General features: G+C 38.2%; 20 protein-coding genes. 15 read left to right on the top strand and 5 right to left on the bottom strand.

Annotated features, from left to right (window positions below; all coding sequences use genetic code 11):
* Positions 1-4: 4 nt before the first annotated feature.
* On the bottom strand, positions 5-937 hold the full coding sequence (locus tag FBD94_RS02640; protein ID WP_136878963.1) for an alpha-E domain-containing protein: 933 nt from the start codon (positions 935-937) through the stop codon (positions 5-7).
* A 30-nt stretch (positions 938-967) separates the two neighbouring features.
* Entirely contained in the window at positions 968-2,419 is a 1,452-nt protein-coding gene (locus FBD94_RS02645; RefSeq protein WP_136878964.1) for a circularly permuted type 2 ATP-grasp protein, read from the bottom strand.
* A gap of 198 nt (positions 2,420-2,617) precedes the next feature.
* On the opposite strand from FBD94_RS02645, the gene FBD94_RS02650 reads away from it, so the two are divergent.
* From FBD94_RS02650 to FBD94_RS02700, 11 genes are all read left to right on the top strand, one after another.
* Complete coding sequence (locus FBD94_RS02650; protein WP_136878965.1) at positions 2,618-3,460, top strand: transglutaminase-like domain-containing protein; 843 nt, start codon at positions 2,618-2,620, stop codon at positions 3,458-3,460.
* Between the two features lie 96 nt (positions 3,461-3,556).
* Positions 3,557-4,063 carry a GbsR/MarR family transcriptional regulator gene (locus FBD94_RS02655; RefSeq protein WP_136878966.1) on the top strand — a complete coding sequence of 169 codons (507 nt, stop codon included), beginning with the start codon at positions 3,557-3,559 and terminating at the stop codon, positions 4,061-4,063.
* A gap of 7 nt (positions 4,064-4,070) precedes the next feature.
* Complete coding sequence (locus tag FBD94_RS02660; RefSeq protein ID WP_136878967.1) at positions 4,071-4,883, top strand: DCC1-like thiol-disulfide oxidoreductase family protein; 813 nt, start codon at positions 4,071-4,073, stop codon at positions 4,881-4,883.
* Positions 4,884-4,893: 10 nt separating this feature from the next.
* Positions 4,894-5,817: a TIGR01777 family oxidoreductase gene (locus FBD94_RS02665; RefSeq protein WP_136878968.1), complete on the top strand. Its 924-nt coding sequence runs from the start codon at positions 4,894-4,896 to the stop codon at positions 5,815-5,817.
* 14 nt (positions 5,818-5,831) lie between these two features.
* Positions 5,832-6,743: an SRPBCC family protein gene (locus tag FBD94_RS02670; protein WP_136878969.1), complete on the top strand. Its 912-nt coding sequence runs from the start codon at positions 5,832-5,834 to the stop codon at positions 6,741-6,743.
* Entirely contained in the window at positions 6,733-7,173 is a 441-nt protein-coding gene (locus FBD94_RS02675; RefSeq protein ID WP_235884348.1) for a luciferase domain-containing protein, read from the top strand. The genes FBD94_RS02670 and FBD94_RS02675 overlap by 11 nt, the downstream gene beginning before the upstream one ends.
* A 22-nt stretch (positions 7,174-7,195) precedes the next feature.
* A complete protein-coding gene (locus FBD94_RS02680) occupies positions 7,196-7,627 on the top strand; it encodes a hypothetical protein (RefSeq protein WP_136878970.1) in 432 nt (143 codons plus the stop codon).
* A 1-nt stretch (position 7,628) separates the two neighbouring features.
* Entirely contained in the window at positions 7,629-8,456 is an 828-nt protein-coding gene (locus FBD94_RS02685; RefSeq protein ID WP_136878971.1) for a wax synthase family protein, read from the top strand.
* 120 nt (positions 8,457-8,576) lie between these two features.
* Positions 8,577-9,002, top strand: a complete 426-nt coding sequence (locus tag FBD94_RS02690; RefSeq protein ID WP_136878972.1) for an SRPBCC family protein — start codon at positions 8,577-8,579, stop codon at positions 9,000-9,002.
* 212 nt (positions 9,003-9,214) lie between these two features.
* Entirely contained in the window at positions 9,215-11,533 is a 2,319-nt protein-coding gene (locus FBD94_RS02695; RefSeq protein WP_235884349.1) for a TonB-dependent receptor, read from the top strand.
* A gap of 5 nt (positions 11,534-11,538) precedes the next feature.
* Complete coding sequence (locus FBD94_RS02700) at positions 11,539-12,693, top strand: PepSY-associated TM helix domain-containing protein (RefSeq protein ID WP_136878973.1); 1,155 nt, start codon at positions 11,539-11,541, stop codon at positions 12,691-12,693.
* A 17-nt stretch (positions 12,694-12,710) separates the two neighbouring features.
* Here the strand turns inward: FBD94_RS02700 and nudK are convergent, their stop codons facing one another.
* Positions 12,711-13,289: a GDP-mannose pyrophosphatase NudK gene (nudK, locus tag FBD94_RS02705; RefSeq protein WP_136878974.1), complete on the bottom strand. Its 579-nt coding sequence runs from the start codon at positions 13,287-13,289 to the stop codon at positions 12,711-12,713.
* Positions 13,290-13,498: 209 nt separating this feature from the next.
* Between nudK and FBD94_RS02710 the strand changes: the two genes are divergently transcribed.
* From FBD94_RS02710 to FBD94_RS02725, 4 genes are all read left to right on the top strand, one after another.
* Positions 13,499-14,125 carry an RNA polymerase sigma-70 factor gene (locus FBD94_RS02710; protein WP_235884350.1) on the top strand — a complete coding sequence of 209 codons (627 nt, stop codon included), beginning with the start codon at positions 13,499-13,501 and terminating at the stop codon, positions 14,123-14,125.
* A 54-nt stretch (positions 14,126-14,179) separates the two neighbouring features.
* Entirely contained in the window at positions 14,180-15,208 is a 1,029-nt protein-coding gene (locus tag FBD94_RS02715) for a FecR family protein (protein ID WP_131611000.1), read from the top strand.
* Between the two features lie 87 nt (positions 15,209-15,295).
* Entirely contained in the window at positions 15,296-17,860 is a 2,565-nt protein-coding gene (locus tag FBD94_RS02720) for an outer membrane beta-barrel family protein (protein ID WP_169472194.1), read from the top strand.
* 51 nt (positions 17,861-17,911) lie between these two features.
* Positions 17,912-18,610 carry a GDSL-type esterase/lipase family protein gene (locus tag FBD94_RS02725; protein WP_136878976.1) on the top strand — a complete coding sequence of 233 codons (699 nt, stop codon included), beginning with the start codon at positions 17,912-17,914 and terminating at the stop codon, positions 18,608-18,610.
* 4 nt (positions 18,611-18,614) lie between these two features.
* Here FBD94_RS02725 and FBD94_RS02730 read toward each other — a convergent pair whose 3' ends face one another.
* Positions 18,615-19,037, bottom strand: a complete 423-nt coding sequence (locus FBD94_RS02730; protein WP_131610997.1) for a GtrA family protein — start codon at positions 19,035-19,037, stop codon at positions 18,615-18,617.
* The gene (locus FBD94_RS02735; protein ID WP_136878977.1) at positions 19,037-19,762 is read right to left on the bottom strand and encodes a CDP-alcohol phosphatidyltransferase family protein; all 726 of its coding nucleotides are present in this window, start codon (positions 19,760-19,762) and stop codon (positions 19,037-19,039) included. Before FBD94_RS02735 ends, FBD94_RS02730 begins: the two co-directional genes overlap by 1 nt.
* Between the last annotated feature and the right edge of the window lie 33 nt (positions 19,763-19,795).

Genomic DNA, 19,795 nt, shown 5'->3' on the forward strand with positions numbered 1-19,795 from the left:
GGCATTAGTATATGTTGAAACAAGTTTGGTTAAAGGCATTTCCTATGCCATAGAGTTCAGATTTTATTTCCGCCAGGTAAAGATGAAGGTCTCCTTTTTTCAGCCCTTTTATGGAACTGTATTTTACTTTACTTTGGAGTCGACCAATGAGGAAGGCAAGGTTTCCTGCGGTAATGTGCCCATCTCTTTTTAACCTTTCAAAATATTTGAACAGTTGGTTGATGGAGTAGATTACAGACCTGGGGAATTCGTTATTCAGTACTACCTGGTCTAGTACATTTTCTGCCTCAAAACCTTGCCTGTAGGTTTTAAGGTATAATTCGTATCCGCCTATAGAAAACAAAAGGTGTTTCCAATAACTGGTGTTGGTTAACAAATCCGGGTTATGGTCGACCGATCCAAATTTAATGTCTAATATGTTTACCGACTGGATGCTACGCTCCAGATATTTTCCAATACGCATAAAACTACTACCTTCATTTCTGGCCATAGTAATTTCCGTAGTGCCATAAAATAGCATACCTTGTTTAATCAGGATATCCAGTACGGATATAGGATCATCTTTTTTGAGCATTGCATTTAGCCGGGGGTCTTTCACCGTATGATAATATTCATTCAAGCATTGCCATACATCTTTGGTAATATGATCTTGAACACTTCTTGCATTTTCCCTTACCAGTGTGATGATGTTAACGATAGAGTTAGGATTCTCTTTGTTGGTAACCATATACTGGAGAACTGCACGACTATTGAACTCCATGCCGTCCAGTCCATCATCATTAGGATCGCAAAATAAGCGCATGACCGGGCTCCAGGAAAACTCTGAAATTGCATCCTGTGAGGATGCGTAATTTATTTTAAGCATGCGTAGCATGCCATCTGTTCTTTCGATGTAACGGCTTAGCCAGTATAAGCTCTCTGCAACCCTGCTTAACATATTGATTTTATGATTTTAGCTTAATATTTTTTATTTAGAAAGTACCCAGGTGTCTTTACTACCGCCTCCCTGAGAGCTGTTTACAACCAGTGAGCCTTCTTTTAGCGCTACACGGGTCAAGCCACCGGGGATAATGTCTATTCCATTGGGTCCACATAATGCAAAGGGACGAAAATCGACTCTCCGGGGCTGTAATTTGCCTTGCATATAGCATGGGGCAGATGATAGGCTGATGGTTGGCTGAGCAATAAATTGCCTTGGATCTTTCAGTATTTCCAGTTTGTAGGCTTCAATTTCTTCTTCGGTTGAAGCATGGCCCATCAACATTCCATAACCGCCACTGCCATTGGTCTGTTTAACAACCATGCGGGAAATGTTGTCGAATACATAGGCCCGCTCTTGTGCATTGCCTAACTGATAGGTCGGCACATTCTTAAGTAAAGGTTCTTCATTGAGGTAATATTTGATCATATCGGGTACATATACGTATACAGCTTTGTCATCAGCTACGCCATTGCCTACCGCATTTACGATGGTGACATTCCCTTTTCTGTAAGCATTCATTAGTCCGGCAACACCAAGTAAGCTGGTTGGATTAAAGGCCAACGGATCAAGATAGTCATCATCTACTCTCCGGTAAATTACATCAACCTGTTGCAGTCCGGCAGTAGTTTTCATGTATACCTTATGGTCTTCTACAATTAAATCCGGTCCTTCAACCAATTCTATTCCCATTAAACGCGCCAGGGTTGTATGCTCAAAATAGGCGGAATTGAAACTGCCTGGGCTCAGTAATACAATCGTAGGATCAGCAACATCATGTGGCGCAAGCGAAAGTAAGTTGTTGTAGAGTACATTGGGGTATTCAATTACGCTTCTGACCTTACATTGAGGCAGAAGATCCGGAAATAGACGTTTAGTGATCTCCCTGTTTTCCAGCATGTAGCTTACTCCTGATGGCGTACGTACATTGTCTTCCAGGATATAGTAAGTGCCATCGTTGTCTCTGATCAAGTCAATTCCGGCAATGTGTATATAGATGTCGTGAGGCACTTTAACGTTGACCATCTCTCGTAAAAAATGCGGACACGAGTAAATTACATCTATGGGAACAATCCCGTCTTTGATGATGAACTGGTCGCTGTATACATCTTTCAGGAAGAGGTTTAGGGCTGTAACTCTTTGCTTAATTCCTTTTTCTATAAAACACCATTCATCAGAAGTAATAATTCTGGGAATGATATCAAAAGGGAAAATCTTTTCGATGCCTTCTCCACTATTATATACAGTGAAGGTTATTCCCTGGCTCATGAAAAGTACTTTAGATAGCTCTTCTTTCTTATTGAGTTCTTCGGTAGACTCCAGATCGAGGTAGTCCATCACGGTTTTATACGCTTCTCTTACCGTTTCTGAGTCTTTAAACATTTCATCCCAAGTGTTTTCGGGTAGATCGTACGATTTTGTGTAGCTTTTTGTTTCCATTTCCGAAAATTTTACGTTAAAATCTTTTGAAATATAGTTATATCTTTATTAAAATTGATTTTTATATATAATTAAATGTAATTTTTATTGATTTGTTAATTTTTATCGGTTAATTTTTGCTTTTTTTATCTATTTTTTGATTGTTTGTTTGAAAAATGATTAGATTTTGTTGAATTATTATATTAATCTGGAGTTTTTATGAAATTAGAGGTGTCTTCTAGAATAGTTTACGAGGTGATTTCGCCTTCAACCCTGATCTTAAATGTTCAACCTCTTAAATCTGTAGGTCAGTTTCTTGTTGAAGAGTGTATGGATTTGAATTCGCAATTGAAAATGACGGAGTTATTTGCAGTCACCGGAGAAAAAAGATTTAAGATCATAGAAATTCCTGATACCGGAAGCTTGGTGATCAATTATCGTGCGGTAGTTGAAACAGAAGTCCGCGCAGTTGCGGCAGATTATTTGGATGATATACCCATTAGTGTTATGCCGGTTAGTGCTTTGTCCTATCTAAATCCCAGCAGGTATTGTCAGTCGGACAAACTATATAAGTTTGCATTTCACAAATTTGGACATATTGATCATGCATTTTATAAAGTAATGGCTATCCGTGACTGGATTTATGCTAATGTAGAATATAGCGGGGGGTATACCAATGCTCAAACATCGGCATTTGATACCATTACAGAACAAATAGGCGTATGTCGTGATTTTGCACATTTGGGAGTTGCCTTGTGCAGGGCATTAACGATTCCGGCAAGATATTACACTGGTTATGCCTACCAGTTGCAGCCTGCAGATTTTCATGCCTGTTTCGAAGCTTACATTGGTGGTTATTGGATTATTGTGGATGCAACTAAGTTGGTTCCATTAAATGGATTGGTTAAGATTGCAACTGGTGTTGATGCTACTGATACCGCATTTGCCAGTGTATTCGGGAATTTGCAATTTGTAAGTTTAGACGTTGCCGCAAATTTAATTGATGCGGAGTTTCGTTACATTGATCAGTATACGGCAGAACAAGGCTATGCATATATTTAAAGCGCTCTTCGATTGCTTTTTCAGACGATGACATAATGATTGATATTAAACTTTCAGTAATTATTGAAAGTTTAATATGTTTGTGTATATTTGTTTATGGAATTAACAGCAGCAAAACAAAAATTCATAGAGGCATGGGGCAAGCTGGGATCAGAATGGGGGATTAACCGTACTATGGCCCAGGTTCATGCGCTATTATTGGTGTCTCCAGAAGCGCTGACCACAGAAGAAATCATGAAAGATCTGAGCATTTCCAGAGGAAATGCAAATATGACTTTAAGGGATTTGATTGGTTGGGGCTTGGTAGAGAAACAGCATAAAGCTGGAGAGCGGAAAGAATATTTTTATGCAGATAAGGATACCTGGAACATCGCACGACAAGTGGCTAAAGAACGGAGAAAGCGGGAGCTGGATCCGGTTTTGAAAATTCTGGATGAGCTGTCTAATGTGAAGGGGGATGTGAAAGATCCTGAATTTAAAACCTTCAATAAAACAGTGACGGATATCAATAAGCTAGCTAAAAATGTGGATAAAACATTAGATACCATGCTCAAAGCAGAGGAAAGTTGGTTTTGGGGATCCATTTTTAAAATGTTTAAATAGTTGTGTGATGAAAACGCTGAAAAACCACTTGATTCTGTTTGATGAAGAATGTCCGATGTGCCGTATGTATACCAGTGCTTTTGTGAGCACAGGGCTTTTAGACGAGGACGGTAGGGCTGCTTATCAGGAATTACCAACTCAGGCTTGTCCAATGGTAGACCGACAACGGGCGGCAAATGAAATCGCCTTAGTCAATCAGGAAACAGGCGAGGTGACCTATGGTATTGAAAGCCTTTTTAAAATCTTTGCGCTGATCATGCCTTTCTTTGCTCCGCTTTTCAGGTTTAAACCTTTTGTTTGGTTAATGAGTAAGGTGTATGCTTTTATTGCTTACAATAGGCGCGTAATTGTGCCACCCGCTAAAGGGGAAAGTTATCAGTTTCAGCCGACATTTAAACTGCATTATCGGATAGTCTATTTGATTTTTACCTGGCTGGTAACGGCGTATGTACTTTCTGCTTACACTGGTTTAATGCATGGCTTGCTGCCCACAGGTCATCCTTATCGTGAGTATTTTGTTTGTGGTGGACAGATTTTATTCCAAGGGTTGGTCATCACATTTGTGAATAGGGATCAAATTTGGGGATACCTGGGTAATATGATGACGATTTCTTTTGCAGGGGCGTTGTTGTTATTGCCGGCAATGTTGCTATCTGCATGGTTCAGCCTTAGCCCATATTTTTATCTCGCCTGGTTTATGGCAGTTGCCGGTTTGATGTTACTGGAGCACATCAGAAGAAGCAAGCTTTTAAAAGTCGGCTGGACGCTGACGATCACCTGGGTTTTGTATCGCATTGCAGTACTTTTTATCATAATTTAAACGCTTAATCATGAAATATAATAAGATCATTTTGGCCGGGGGAAATGGCTACCTTGGAGGCATTCTGGCGCAATATTACCGAAGTCTTGCGGCAGAAATTATTATTTTGAGTCGTAAACCAGCGCCTGCTGATGGAAATATTGAAACGATAGTTTGGAATGGAGTGGCTGAAGGGGAATGGGAAAGTACTTTGGAAGGTGCAGATCTTTTGGTGAACCTTTGCGGTAAAAATGTGAACTGTAGGTACACAGAGAAGAATAGACAGGAGATCATAACTTCGAGAATCAATCCAACTATGCTTTTGGGTAGGGTGGTCGCTAAAATGCAACGTCCTCCACAACTTTGGATAAATATTACTTCTGCAACGATATATCGTCATGCAGAAGATCATGCGCAGGATGAAGAAATGGGTGAAATTGGCTATGGTTTCTCTATAGATGTTTGTCGCCAATGGGAGCAAACTTTCTTTGAAACAAATACCCCACATACAAGGAAAATTGCTTTGCGCATGGGGATTGTATTGGGTAAGCGCGATGGTGCTTTTCCGCGCTTACTTAATCTTGTAAAATTTGGTCTTGGCGGAAGGCAAGGGGATGGGCAGCAATATGTATCATGGGTTCATGAACAAGATGCAGCAAAATGTACTGAATGGTTGATGGAGCATAAGGAACTCAATGGGGCCATCAATTGTACCAGTCCGGAAGCAGTTAAAAATACTGAACTGATGAAGTTGATGCGTAGGGCTTATGGTGTTCCATTTGGTCTTCCTTCTCCAGCTTGGCTGTTAGAACTAGGAGCTATGTTTATTGGGACAGAAACGGAGTTAATTTTAAAAAGTAGATGGGTTGCACCTAAACGGCTTGTCGACGCTGGTTACCCCTTTATTTTTCCAAAAGCAGAACATGCAATAAAAGATATTATAAGTATTTATTAAAATTGAACCATACGATGAATTTGAACTTTTACAAAAGCAATTTATTTAAGGGCTTTGCTGCCTCAAATATTGTCGCTATGCTGATTGTAGGCATTAGCAAATACACTAATTTTCAGGAAAGTGGTGTATTAATATTTTCCGTATTTGTGATCGTACCTTTATTGATGGGGATCATAAGTTCGTGGTTCTGGGTAAAAGGCAATGTAAAGAGCAAAGCGCTTGCTGGTTACTCTGTTTTGAACGGTACCATAGCCATTTTGCTAAGCTTTGTATTTTTAAAAGAGGGAGTTATTTGTTTGCTAATTGTATCTCCGCTTATTTTCTGCTTTATTATAACCGGCGTGTTTACCGGAAAACGCATGTTCCAGCAAAATAATCAAACCTTAAATGTAAGTGTATTCTCGTTGCTCTTTGTGGTGTTTATATCTGACTCCCTATCCAATCATGATTACGAGAATTTGGTGGCTGACGAGATGGTTGTAAATGCTACGCCGGAGGAAATTTGGAAAAATGTAGTTGCATTTGATAAAATAGAAAAGAAAGATGATTATTGGTTGTTTCAAATAGGGATGCCTAGTCCGATGCAAACTACGGTTGACGGCTATTACAAAGGCGCAGGACGCAAATGTATATTCAGTAATGGTTATACTTTCGATGAAAAAATTGTCACCTATAAGCCCAATGAGGACCTGACTTTTGATATTGTGAAACAACCACTAGATCCTGAAATTATGGGGCATATAGATATTCTTCGTGGACAGTTTTTATTGAAAGACAATGGGAATGGTACAACAACACTGGTGGGTAATAGCTGGTATCGGCTACATGTTTTTCCAGTATGGTATTATGATATCTGGGCAAAAAGTATTACCCGGAATGTGCATTTGAGGGTGATGGAACATATTAAAATGCTAAGTGAAAAATAAGGATTTGTTCTCTTTCGTAGTCAGGTATTTGGGCTTTTTAAAATCAGTCCCTCTGCTACCACATGTATTTGACAGCTTGTTAAAACTTTGGGTATTTGTCTCCAAATCTTACCTGTTAGACTGGTTTGATGAAATTGAAGAAGAAGTGTTGACTTGGGAGGGAACAAGTACAAGCATACACAAGTATGGGGGATTGCAGTTTAATTGCAAGGGTAAGGAGATTGGTCATTTACACGGTAACGGGTTGCTCGATGTTTTATTTACCCGAGAGATCAAGCAACGCTTGTTAAACAAAGGAAGGATACAACCACATCATGTTTTTGAAAAATCAGGATGGATCAGCTTTTACATCAAGAATTATCATGATAAAGCTTATGCCAAAGAATTATTACAGGCCGCTTATCAGAGGGTTACTCAAGCCACTAATTAAAATTTAAACCTTAAAACCTAAGATGGATATCGATCAAAGCCTTATTTTTAACCTTGTCTTTTTAGCTGGTATCGCCCAGATCGCTTTAGTATTTGGTAGTTTGGTTATTCCGGCTATGCTGAACTGGAAAACCGAATTGGCTAAAGTTTCATTGCTGATTAAGCAGATGTTCTGGACTTATGCGGCCTACATCCTGGTGATTAATTTATGCTTTGGTGTACTTTCTGTTTTTGCGATTCATGAATTGCTTAATGGCTCGCTGCTGGCTCTATTGATTTGTGGCTTTATAGCCGTTTATTGGATCTCAAGGGTGTTAATACAGTTTTTGTATTTTGATAGAAAGAGCTTTCCCAAAGGAAAAATATATACGGCTGGCGAGTTTGCACTCGTGGTACTTTTTGTCTTTCTCAGTATCATATATAGCTGGGCTTTTTATGTCAATTCGGTAAGCTGATATGGAAATATTAAAAATGCTTGTGGTGATTTCTATAACTTTTATCGTGATGAAGATCATCGTTACAATTGAAAGTTATCGTACAAAAAACTTCGCGCTAAGTACTAAACAGTGTTTGATGTTTTGTTTCGGTTGGGCTGGTATGCGACCACAATTGTTTGAACATTATGGACAAAGGCAATTAGAGGGTGGAGGGGAAATGATTGCTTTCGGACTGAAAAGAATCATGGTCGGGGTCTTACTCTTGTGCCTTGCGCATCAGCTGATATTTTTAAATGCCAATCCAACGGTCATTTATTGGCTTACTTCCTTGATTTTATTGGTTGCTTTTAGTCTGATACTACATTTTGGCTTATTGAGTATAAGTGCAGGAATCTTGCGTTTTAAAGGTGTAAATGCTGGTTATCTTTTTAAATCACCTTTAAAATCTCGTAGCCTCACTGAGTTTTGGAGTAAGCGTTGGAACCTGGCTTTTAGTGAAATGGCTGCTATTGTCATATTTAAACCGTTAAAAAGTAAAATTGGTCAGACGGGAGCGGTATTGGCAGGTTTTGCCTTTTCTGGTATTTTGCATGAACTGGCTTTGAGTCTCCCGGTAAATACTGGTTATGGTTTGCCGCTTTTATATTTCTTGATTCAGGGGGTATTGGTGGTTTTAGAAAAGGTACTTTTAAATCACCAGATCTATATACTGCAGCATCGTGTGATTGGAAAAATATGGACGCTATTTTGGGTAATAGTACCTGCACCACTGCTTTTTCATAAAGCTTTTCTTCTGCAAGTGGTATGGCCTCTGGCTGGAATTGTTCATATCTCCGGGCTTCAATAGGATCCGGTCATTGTTGTCGTAATCGACCCCGGATAATGTCGTTTATGGCCATCTTTATTTAGAAAAAGGGCAGGTACATTTACATTATAAAAATGAACCCTATAAATAATACTTAGACAGATGGAAACAGCAAAAAAAACGACAATTACAGTAAGCGCTACAGTGAACGCGCCGGCAGCAAAAGTTTGGGAGATTTGGACAAACCCTGAGCATATTAAACAATGGACTTTTGCTTCGGATGACTGGCATGCGCCTTATGCAGATAATGATGTATGTGTTGACGGGACATTTAAAACAACTATGGCAGCAAAAGATGAAAGTTTTAGCTTTGATTTTGCAGGCGTTTATACGAAAGTTGAAAATCATAAGCTCATTGAATATGTTTTGGGCGATGGAAGGGAAGTGAAGATCACATTTACTGAGGAGGGAAATACGACTAAAGTGGTGGAGACTTTTGACCCTGAAAGTGAAAATTCTATAGAAATGCAACAGAGTGGATGGCAGTCTATTTTGGACAACTTTAAAAAATATGTAGAGAAAAAATAACCGTTCTTTTCGGAGTCTGGCATCTGTTACTGAAGGGTAACAGCTCCTAGGTCTCCTCTAAGAAGGTAATTTTGTTGGTTCAACTAAAGAGTTAAATTTTTAGATCTGCTCTTTCTTTGTTTTTATTTGTATTAATTCTAAACAACTGTATATTTGCCGGAAATATATAGTTTATGCAGTTTAGAGATCTACGATTTTTTATTATAATATTAATGATGTTTTTACCATGGAGTCTTTTTGCTCAAAATGGTAATGGAATTATAAGTGGAATAGTGACCGACTCTCTGAAGCATAGAATTGCTTTTTCTAACGTTCAAATTAGAAAATTGAATGTTAAAACAACATCTGATAAAAATGGAAAGTTTTTATTAAAAGGGATTCCAGCCGGTAATCACTTAGTGTCTATTTCTATTACAGGATATGATAAGTTACAAAGAGAGGTGTCTGTATCAGGTGGTGACACTACTTATATGGAGGTGATACTTAAGGATCAAAGCTCAGCTTTATCAGAAGTAGTTGTTTCTGCGGGTAGAAGGGCTGAATCTTTAGCTCAAACGCCATCTTCGGTGACTATCCTTACAGCAAAAGACATCAATACTCAATCTATTATCAGTCCTAATCTTGCCAATATCTTGTCATACAGTGTTCCTGGATTGGGTACATCAACCAACCAGACTGGTAATTCGGGACAAACCTTAAGGGGAAGAAGTGTGCTTGTGCTTATTGACGGGGTTCCTCAATCTACTCCACTTAGAGCTGGGGGAAGAGATATTCGGAGTATAGACCCCTCTGTGATTGAACGTGTGGAAGTTATAAAAGGTGCTACGGCGATATATGGAAATGGAGCTGAGGGTGGATTGATTAATTATATCACCAAGAAAGCGAACACAGGAAAGCAATTTGGTGGGTATTCGCAAATTGGAATGACTGGTAATACGAAAGGTGATAGTACCATAGGCTATCGTGTACTACAGCAATTTTATGGTAGGGCTAAAAAGTTCGATTACATTGTAAGTGGAATGTACGAAAAAACAGGCGTATACAGAGATGCTGAAGGATTGGTGATTTCGCCAGAATATGGACTTGGAGAAACTAAGAGTTATAACGGATTTATTAAGCTTGGTTATGACATTACGGCTAAGCAAAGATTAGAGTTGATGTACAATTATTTTAGCTCCCGTCAGGATTCCAGATATATCACTAAAATAGGTGTGTATGGTCAATCCCCTGCAATTGGTATTTATGGTGATAGAGTAGGAGTAGATGAGGGAACGCGTTATAATCACAATTCAAATCTTCAATACAGTAGTAAGGAGATTTTAGGAAATACTGACCTGACCGCGAATGTTTACTTTCAGGATTTTTATACGATTTATTCAAATTCAGCTTCATTTGAGGGAGGCGGGCAATCGGCCATTACATCTACTAAAAAAGGAGCTCGGGTAAATTTAAATACCCCATTCAGGCTAACACCTCAGGTGCCAATGCAGGTAAATTACGGATTGGATTTAATGAATGATAAAACTGCCCAAAACCTGGTAGACGGTAGGGTATGGGCGCCAAAAATGAATCTGGTTAATTTTGCACCCTATTTGCAGGCGACAGCTAATTTATTTACTGATTTAACTATTAAGGCTGGATTAAGGAGAGAAAACATCAATATTGATGTGAATGATTTTAAAACATTGGCTACGACGGGGCCAAATGGTAAGAAGAGTATTGATGTAGAGGGGGGTAGATTAAATTATAATGCTTTTGTGTTTAATGCTGGTGCAAGGTATTCTAAATTCAAATTGTTTAATCCGTTTATCAGCTATGCACAGTCTTTTTCTGTATTTGAACTTGGAAGAGTATTGAGGTCAGCACAAAGTAACCTGTTATCTCAATTGGAAACCAAGCCAATTATTGTAAATAATTACGAGGCAGGTTTTAGTAGTACATTGGGTAATTTAAATTTTAGCGCAGCCTATTATTACAGTACTTCAAAATTGGGTGCCAATCTTTTAGAGGTGAATGGAACTTATATTTCGCAAAGGATTCCTCAGCGTGTTGAAGGATTTGAAATTCAGGTTGATTATCAGCTTTTCCCATCTTTAGCTATAGGTGGTAATTACGCCGAGGTTGGTGGTAAAGGGGATGTAGATAACGACGGGAGATTTGATGGTCCAGTAGATGTTTACTTAAATACCACAGGTATATCGCCATCGAAGGCCACTGTTTATGTGAAATATACAGGAGTTAAGAATTTGTTTCTCGATTTGAACTGGATGCGTATAGGTGATAGAGATCGTTTCCCTGTTAATCCTAAAACAGGTAAATATTTAATTGGTGAAGGACCTGTAAAAGCCTATGATTTGTTTAATTTCGCTGCTGCTTACCAAATTATGAAACCACTAAAGGTAAACCTCGGTATTGAAAACGTGCTTAACAAAACTTATTATCCTAGCATTTCCCAGTTTTATGGAAGTGACATCAACTATGTTAGAGGAAATGGCCGCAGGTTTAATCTGTCGCTCGGTTATGCCTTTTAATTGATATGACCAAAAAATTTAAGAAAAGTATAAGACTAATACATTTATGGCTGGGCTTAGGCACCGGTCTTATTGTTTTTATTATCGGTATTACTGGCTGTCTATATGTTTTTGAAGAGGAAATAAGAGGCTTTACCCAAAAGGATCGGCTGTATGTTCCAGTTGAAAGTAAGCCATTTGTTGGTCTTGAAAAGATCATCAGGACTTTTGATCAGGTAGCACCTGGGGAAAAAATAACGGTCATAAGAATTAAGGAAAAACAACCGAATGCGACTGTGCAGCTTGCTGTGAAAAATGACAAGGTTTATTACTTTAATCCATATAACGGAAGCCTTGTTTATAAAGGAGAGGCAGATTGGTTGGATACTGTTGAAGAGCTCCACACTTCATTACTTCTGGGCGAAACCGGTAAGTTTATTCAGCGTTGGTCGGTCGTAGTTTTTGTAATCATGTTAATTACTGGTCTGGTGCTATGGTTTCCTCGTCAGATGAGGTTGTTAAAGCAAGCGCTTACCATTAAATGGAAAGGATCTTTTAAAAGGGTTAATTATGATTTACATAATGTGTTGGGTTTTTACGCTTCGGTTATTTTACTCATTATCGCATTAACAGGTTTGTTTTTTGCCTTTAAAGAGGTTAAAACGGCTGCGGCTTTTTTAACTGGAACAAAACTTAAGGACGGGGAAAAACAAATGTTGGTCAAGTCTGATGTTATTGATTCGCTCCCTGTTAGCTATGGTAAGCTGTACCATGATTTCTCTATTAAATATCCGGGTGCAGAGGCAACCAGTATATCCATTCGGAAAAACGGTGAACTTCGTTTAAGGATGATATATCCGTATAAATGGGCCCGTAATCAGAATACATTTTATTTTGACAGTGCAACAGGGGCACTATCGAAGGCTAAATTATTTAAAAATTTTAATCGGGCAGACTTAGTGGAAGCCACTAATTATGATTTGCATACAGGTCGATTATTTGGACTTTTTGGTAAGATTGTAGCTTGTATTGCTAGTCTGATTGCAGCTAGTCTTCCTGTAACAGGGCTGATTATTTGGCTTAAAAAGAAAAAGAAACGTTCTTTTCAGAGTCTGGCATCTGTTACTGAAGGTAACAGCGCCAAGGTCTCCTCTAAGAAGGTAATTTTTTTGTCAAGCTAGAGTAGGAGTGGTAGCTTCTACAGAATCAGGTTGTTGATTGCAGCATACTGTAAAAGCATGATGGTTTTGCCGTCTTTAATTTCTCCGGTATTGATCATGTCGAGTGCTTGTTGAAATGGGAGTTCTAAAACTTCTATATGCTCGTTTTCTTCTTCGAGGCCACCACCTTCGTGGACTTTCATTTCGTTGGAATATTCTGCAACAAAAAAGTAAATGAGCTCTGTAACTGAGCCGGGCGACATATAGGCTTCAAAAACCTTTTGAACGGTTTCTATACGGAAGCCAGTCTCTTCTTCTGTTTCCTTTTTGATGCAGTCCTCTGCGTTGTCTTTATCTAATAAACCTGCACAACATTCGATTAGGTAGCCCGTTTCATTTCCATTAACATAGGTAGGCATCCTGAATTGACGCGTAAGCACTACTGTTTGATGTTGTTTATTGTATAGCAGAATTGTTGCTCCGTTCCCTCTGTCGTAAGCCTCTCGTTCCTGGGAAGATTTTGTGCCATCCTTCCTAGTGATGTCGAAAGCTATTTTCTTGAGTGTGTACCAATTGTCTGATAGGATTTCAGTACTTGTTATATTTACAGATTCCATGTAATTGTTCGTAATTATTTAGGGCCAAATTAAAGCAATTTCTGATTAAGAGGATCGCTTTATTAGAACATAAAATAGTCAGATTTAGTATAGAAGAAGTAGACGGTTTGTAACTAATTTTAATTTTCTTTAGAATAAGTATATCTTCAAACTTTGGTGTCCTTGTTATTGATACCTGCCTTTTTATCCGAAAAGGTTAAAAGAAAAAAATGCTTAAGCCGAAAAGATCAGTAAACATATTATTCCAGGAAATTCAGGCCGGCAGCCAGGATGCTTTTAATGCGCTTTTTTTGAATTATTATGATAAGCTTGTCGCGTTTTCACAGCAATATGTAAAGCAAATTGAAAGTGCAGAAGAAATTACCTCTGAGCTATTTGTTAAAATATGGTTAAAGCGCGATACATTACTTAAAGTATTGAATCCGGAAGTATATCTGTACATATCAATAAAAAATGCTTCATTAAATCAGTTAAGGGCTGCCAGAAAACATCAGGTAGTATCTACTGATGATGAAGAGCAAGAGCAGGTTTCAATTCTTACAGTTCATCACGGTACAGAGTTAGAAAAAAAGGAATTGGTAAAGTTGCTTGATCTGGCGGTTGAGGCCTTACCGGAACAAAGAAGAATAATCTTCCGCCTCATAAAAGAAGATGAACTTAAATCTAAAGAAGTCGCCCAAATATTGAACATCTCAGTTAGAACTGTTGAAAACCAAATGTATAAGGCGGTGAAAAGTCTGGCTGATGCAATTAGTTCGTACCTTGGCTATCATCCTCAAAAGCGAATCTCCAAAAAACAGGCACTATCAAGCCTGTCTATTTTATATTTTTTCTGATACGATAAGTAGTTCATCAAATTTGGGTGTCCTTAGGGTATAAGACCATTGAACATGACGAAGCAGTATTTCCTGATGTTATTAGCCAGAAAGCTAAGGGATGAAATTTCCAAGGAAGAAGAGGAACAGTTACAACAGATTATTGATAAGGAAGATACTTATAGGCAAATTGCCGAAGAGCTAACGCTTTATTTTCATCGCAAGCAAGGCGTCGAAAGTATGGTTGATGATAAACTGAAAAAGACCTGGGGGATCATCGCAGAGACGGAGCATAAAGGACATCTTCCAGAAGGTTATGACGATCATAAATTCGAAAAACGTCGGTTTTATAGGAGTCCACTACTTAAAGTTGCCGCTAGTATTGTTTTGGTGGTAGGGTTGGGACTATTGGCTTATCATTACTCCCATACAGTGCAAACTCCGAAGTTTACTACGTTAACTGCGGTTGATGGAAAGTTATTTAAAACACTTGATGATGGTACCCAGATATGGCTTAAGAAGGGCTCTTTCATTAGATATAATGATGATTTTGGAAGGACCAAGAGGGAATTGTTTTTGTCTGGGGAAGCTTTTTTTGATGTTGCAAAAAATAAGCAAATTCCATTATTCGTACATGCCGGTCGTATCAATATTGAAGTAAAGGGCACGGCTTTTAATGTGCTGGCTGATAAAGAACAGCCGAACATTGAAGTATCGCTTATACGTGGGTTGGTAGCGGTAAGCAATAATACAGATGAGACACAAAAAGTAATACTTAAACCTAGAGAAAAATTACTTATTTCTTTTAATGGTTCAATAAACAAAGATTTGTTCAGTATCCTCCCTATGGATGTTAATTTACAATTGCAAGAAGTAAGATGGACGCAAGATTCACTGATTTTTAAGAAAGAAAAACTGAAAAACCTTGTCCTTCGGCTTGAAAAGAAGTATGATGTGAAAATCGAGATTAACAATGAACAGTTAAAGGATAAAAGGTTTAGCGGACTTTTTGCTGATGAACATTTAAAAGAAGCGCTAGAAGCACTTAAGTTATCATACCCTTTTAGTTATACGATTACGAATAAAACCGTGGTTATTAAATAGATGAAAATGAGGAACATACTTTTTATAACCCTGACGCTACTCGGGTGTTTTTCTGCTGATGCTCAAAATCGTAAAACTTCCATAGTTATGGAGAAACAACCACTTGTCCAGCTTTTTGATCATATTCAGAAAAGCTGTGGTTATAGCATGGTTTACAGCGATGAAATTGTATCTGACACGATATTAGTGTCGGTGAATGTAAAGCGGACAGCTGTGTCGGACTTGTTGGACGGGATCCTGCCTAAAAAACTGCTTTTTTATAAGATGATGTCGGATCGTATGATTGTTATCGGAAGTGCAAGATTTGTAAAAAAATCTGCGGATATTGATTTAATGAGGAGTTCGGTGTCAGGGAAGGTTGTAGATCAGACGAATAACGGTTTGCCTTTTGCATCATTAGGGCTTATGAATGCTGGGGTTTATGTAAGTGGTGGTGTCAGCAATGAAAACGGTCAATTTCATATTTCTTACGGCTTTAAAAATGACACGAAATACTCCTTTAAAATATCCTCAGTAGGTTATCAGCCATTATTGCTAGATTTTACCTATCCGGATACAGCTGTTTTGGCAAAGATAGTGTTAAAAGAAGATCGCAATACCCTGAATACAGTAAGTATAACCGGGAACAGACCACTTATAGAGAGAAAGACCGATAGGTACATTATAAATGTAGAAGGAAGTGTACTAGCTGATGGAAATACAGGTTTGGAAGTTTTACGGAAATCGCCGGGGATATGGGTAAATAGTGATGGCGCTATTAAAATTAAAGGAAATCAGTCGGTAATGGTGATGATTAATGATGTGGTTCAGCGTATGTCTGAAGATGAGCTCGCGGAGTATTTGCGTACGCTAAGGTCGGAAGACATTAAAAGAATAGAGGTAATTTCTAACCCACCTTCAGAATTCGAAGCTGTAGGTTCGGGAGGAATTATCCACATTGTATTAAAAAAGGCTAGAATGGATGGGCTTGCTGGTCAGGTAAGCAGTTCTTATAAATATGGAAACCGCCCATTTTATGCGGGTGGTGTTTCGGCGGATTATAAGTTGAAGAATTTGTATGCCCAGGGTAGCTTGTCTTTTGCAAAAGATAAAAGTGATTACCTTGGAGGAACAACAACGATCATTTATCCGGATCAAAGTACATATGCTGGAAGAACTGACCGCTATAACAATAACAGCAGGGACCAGTATCGTTTCGGATTGGCTTATGATTTATCTAAAAATCAGCTTATTGGATTGCAAGTGGTTGGGGCGGGCAGTGAAATGTTACAGACTTTCAAAACCAATATATTATTGAATAAACCTACTGAGGTGGTAAGTGGAGATGCTTTGTCTGACTGGGTCCGTAAGCCTAAAACTACCGGGGCTACGTTGAATTACCTGTTGCTGCTGGACAGTACGGGTAGCAAGCTGAAGCTGATAGGTGATTATGTACGGAGCAGCAAAATGGAAGAGAATGATTTTACGTCACAATATACTGATCCTTCAAGAAATTCGAGATACCGGAACAATACACCTAATGTTACCAATATTTATTCGATACAGGCAGATTATACAAAAGTTTTTGATCACAAGCTGGAGCTAAAGACCGGGGTTAAATACGTTGCCGCCAAAAGGGATAATACTATATTAAAGGAAAATTTTGTTGCTGATGAATGGTTAAAAGATCCTGGGGCAAGCAACCAGTTTATTTATGATGAAAACCTTTTGATGGCTTATGGTACGTTGGAAAAGAGCATCCAGAAAACAAGTATTAAATTAGGTTTGAGAGCGGAAGAAACCTATATGAAAGGAAATTCAATCACTACTGGTAAGACTTTCTCCAGAAAGTACCTGGGTTGGTTTCCTACTGTGTTTCTGGTGCAGAAATTGAATGAAAAGAAGGGCAGTTCTATTTACATCAATTATTCCAGACGGTTAAAAAGACCACAGTTTAGTTATCTAAATCCTTATCGGTTGCAACTTAATGACTATGAAGTGATGACTGGAAACCCTGATCTGTTACCAGAATATACACATAAAGTGGAACTTGGTTATAATTTCTGGAATGGTTTCTCTGCAGATATTTATTACAGCCGTACCGAAAATACAATTGCGTCGCTGGTAAATCCGATAGGAGATAATGTGATAGAGTATCAGCCAAGAAACTTTAACAATAGCTCAGATTATGGAATAGGCATTGATGCGCCGGTTAATCTTTTTAAATGGTGGAAGACATATAATTCATTTGTACTTTTTCACCTGGCAACGGAGATTAACAATTTCAAAGTTGATCGGTACAGTGTTTATGCCAAGTCTATGCATACTTTTACTTTGAGAAATCTTTTTGATCTGGATATGTATGCCAACTATAATTCTCCTTATGTGACAGCCAATTCCAGAATGGGCTATATATTTTATGTTGATTTGGGGTTGACTAAGAAAATGTTCAGTAATAAGATAAGGTTGCGTTTATCGGCGACTGATATTTTTGATACTTTTAAGGAGCAGGAGTTTACAAATTATAAGGACACCAAGATCAGTTCTTATCAGAAAAGACCTACAAGGACTTTTGGTTTGTCTTTGAGTTATAGCTTTACTGCGGGAAAGAAATTCAGCAATAAAAAAATAGAGCAGAGCAATGAAGAGGAACGAAACAGGATTGGCAATTAGTAAGATTTTTTATTATCTTTCCATGAACCAAATTGTCTAACAAACCATTAAATGAATCAGTTTAAATCTTCTTTCGGTAATTTGCTTAAGGCTAGTTTAATTGTCTTTCTTCTTGCTTTGCCTGCCCTGCTTTCGGCTCAAGCGTATAACACTAAAACTTTCGAAAAGAACATCAAGGCTTTTGATAAAAGGGACTCTATAGAAAAGGTGCAGCCAGGTTCTAACCTGTTTGTTGGGAGTTCTTCGATCACCAATTGGAAAGACGTTGCCGATTATTTCCCAGAGTCTTATGTCATTAATCGTGGGTTTGGAGGTTCTAAATTTGAAGATCTATTGTATTATGGAGATCGGGTAATTATGCCTTATAAGCCGGCGAAGATTTTTATTTACGAAGGTGACAATGATATTGCTAAGGGGATAGATACAGAAACGTTAATTAAGCAAGCTGCAATGTTGAGACAAAGAATTGCGGCGGTATTTCCTAAAGTTCCTGTGGTTTTTATCTCTGTAAAGCCAAGTGTAGCCAGATGGGAGCTTAAAGATAAATATGTAGCGTTTAATCAAGCGCTTAAAAAATATGCAAAGAAAGAGAAGTTAACTGCTTTTGCAGATGTTTGGACACCCATGCTTGATGCCAATGGAGAAGTATTTAAAGATGTCTTTTTACCAGATAACCTACATATGAAGCCTAATGGCTATCAGATTTGGCAAAAGGTTTTGCAACCCTTCTTACTGAAAAATAAAAAATAGGGTTTTAATCTAATTGTTCGAATTCTTGAATTGGGGGTTTTCTGAATACCCAATATTTTTGCAATACGTAGTTGAAACCCAGAGAGACAATAATGTCGACCATAATTCTGGTTAACTTATAATCGAGGTTTAACCAGTTGGTAAAAAGGTAGGTGCCTGATGATTTTAGGGTAATGCTACCCGCTACTACAAAAATAAATTTAGTGAGCTGGTTGCCAACGGGCGATTGGCTTGCCCCGAATGTCCAATATCTGTTTATAGAAAAATTAGCCACTGCACCAATAATTCCGCCAATGGCGATCGAAATGGTGTAGTGGATGTGCAGCAGTTCAGTACACAATATCATCACTGAGTAATCCAGCAGTCCACCTGTACATGCTGAAACCTGCGCTTTAGCAAATTCAAAAATGGATTTTATTTTACTCATTAAGCGGCTTTCTTTTTAGCATTTCGCTCTATAGCATCCCGGATATCGCCAAGCTTTAACAGTTTGCGGGTATCTAAAATATTGATAAAAAAAAGTGTTATGCATATTATACCTGCGAAGTATCCTATTAAGCCACCAAACACAACTTCTACAACAAAGATTAGGGCCAATATGATACGGATCTCCGTAGGACCAACCAGTCCTGAATCTATAGTGTATACGTCTGTGATTTTGTATCTTAGTTGCGATATGATCATGGCCCATCCATAAAGCACAACAAATACAAAAGCAATGAGCTCATACTTATTTTTTGCGTACACCATATAGCCTAAGCCTATCATCACAGTGCTTACCCAGTCCATAATAATATCGAGCGAAAAGCCATACCATTTACGAGGAATATTGCGGTAATAGGCAATACGGCCATCTAATGAGTCGCCAAACCAATTAAGTGCCAAGCCGAAAATGCCTATTAAAAGGTAACTACGGTCTAAATAATTAGCAAGTACAAATCCGACAAGTACCAATACTGATCCAATGGTACCAAGAAAAGTAAGTATGTTTGAAGATATGTAACTGGGAATTCTGGTCACCAGAAAAGAAAGCGTTTGTTGCTCCAGGTTATTTAAAATGTTCGTTCTTTTTCTATCCTGAAATACTCTTTTTAAATCATCAGTATCTGCAGACGCGATCAAAGTTTCTTCTCTCAATTTATTTTGTTCCATTAAGGCCTTGTAGTATAATTATATTCTACCATG

This window comes from Pedobacter hiemivivus (assembly GCF_005144565.1).
Classification (GTDB): domain Bacteria; phylum Bacteroidota; class Bacteroidia; order Sphingobacteriales; family Sphingobacteriaceae; genus Pedobacter; species Pedobacter hiemivivus.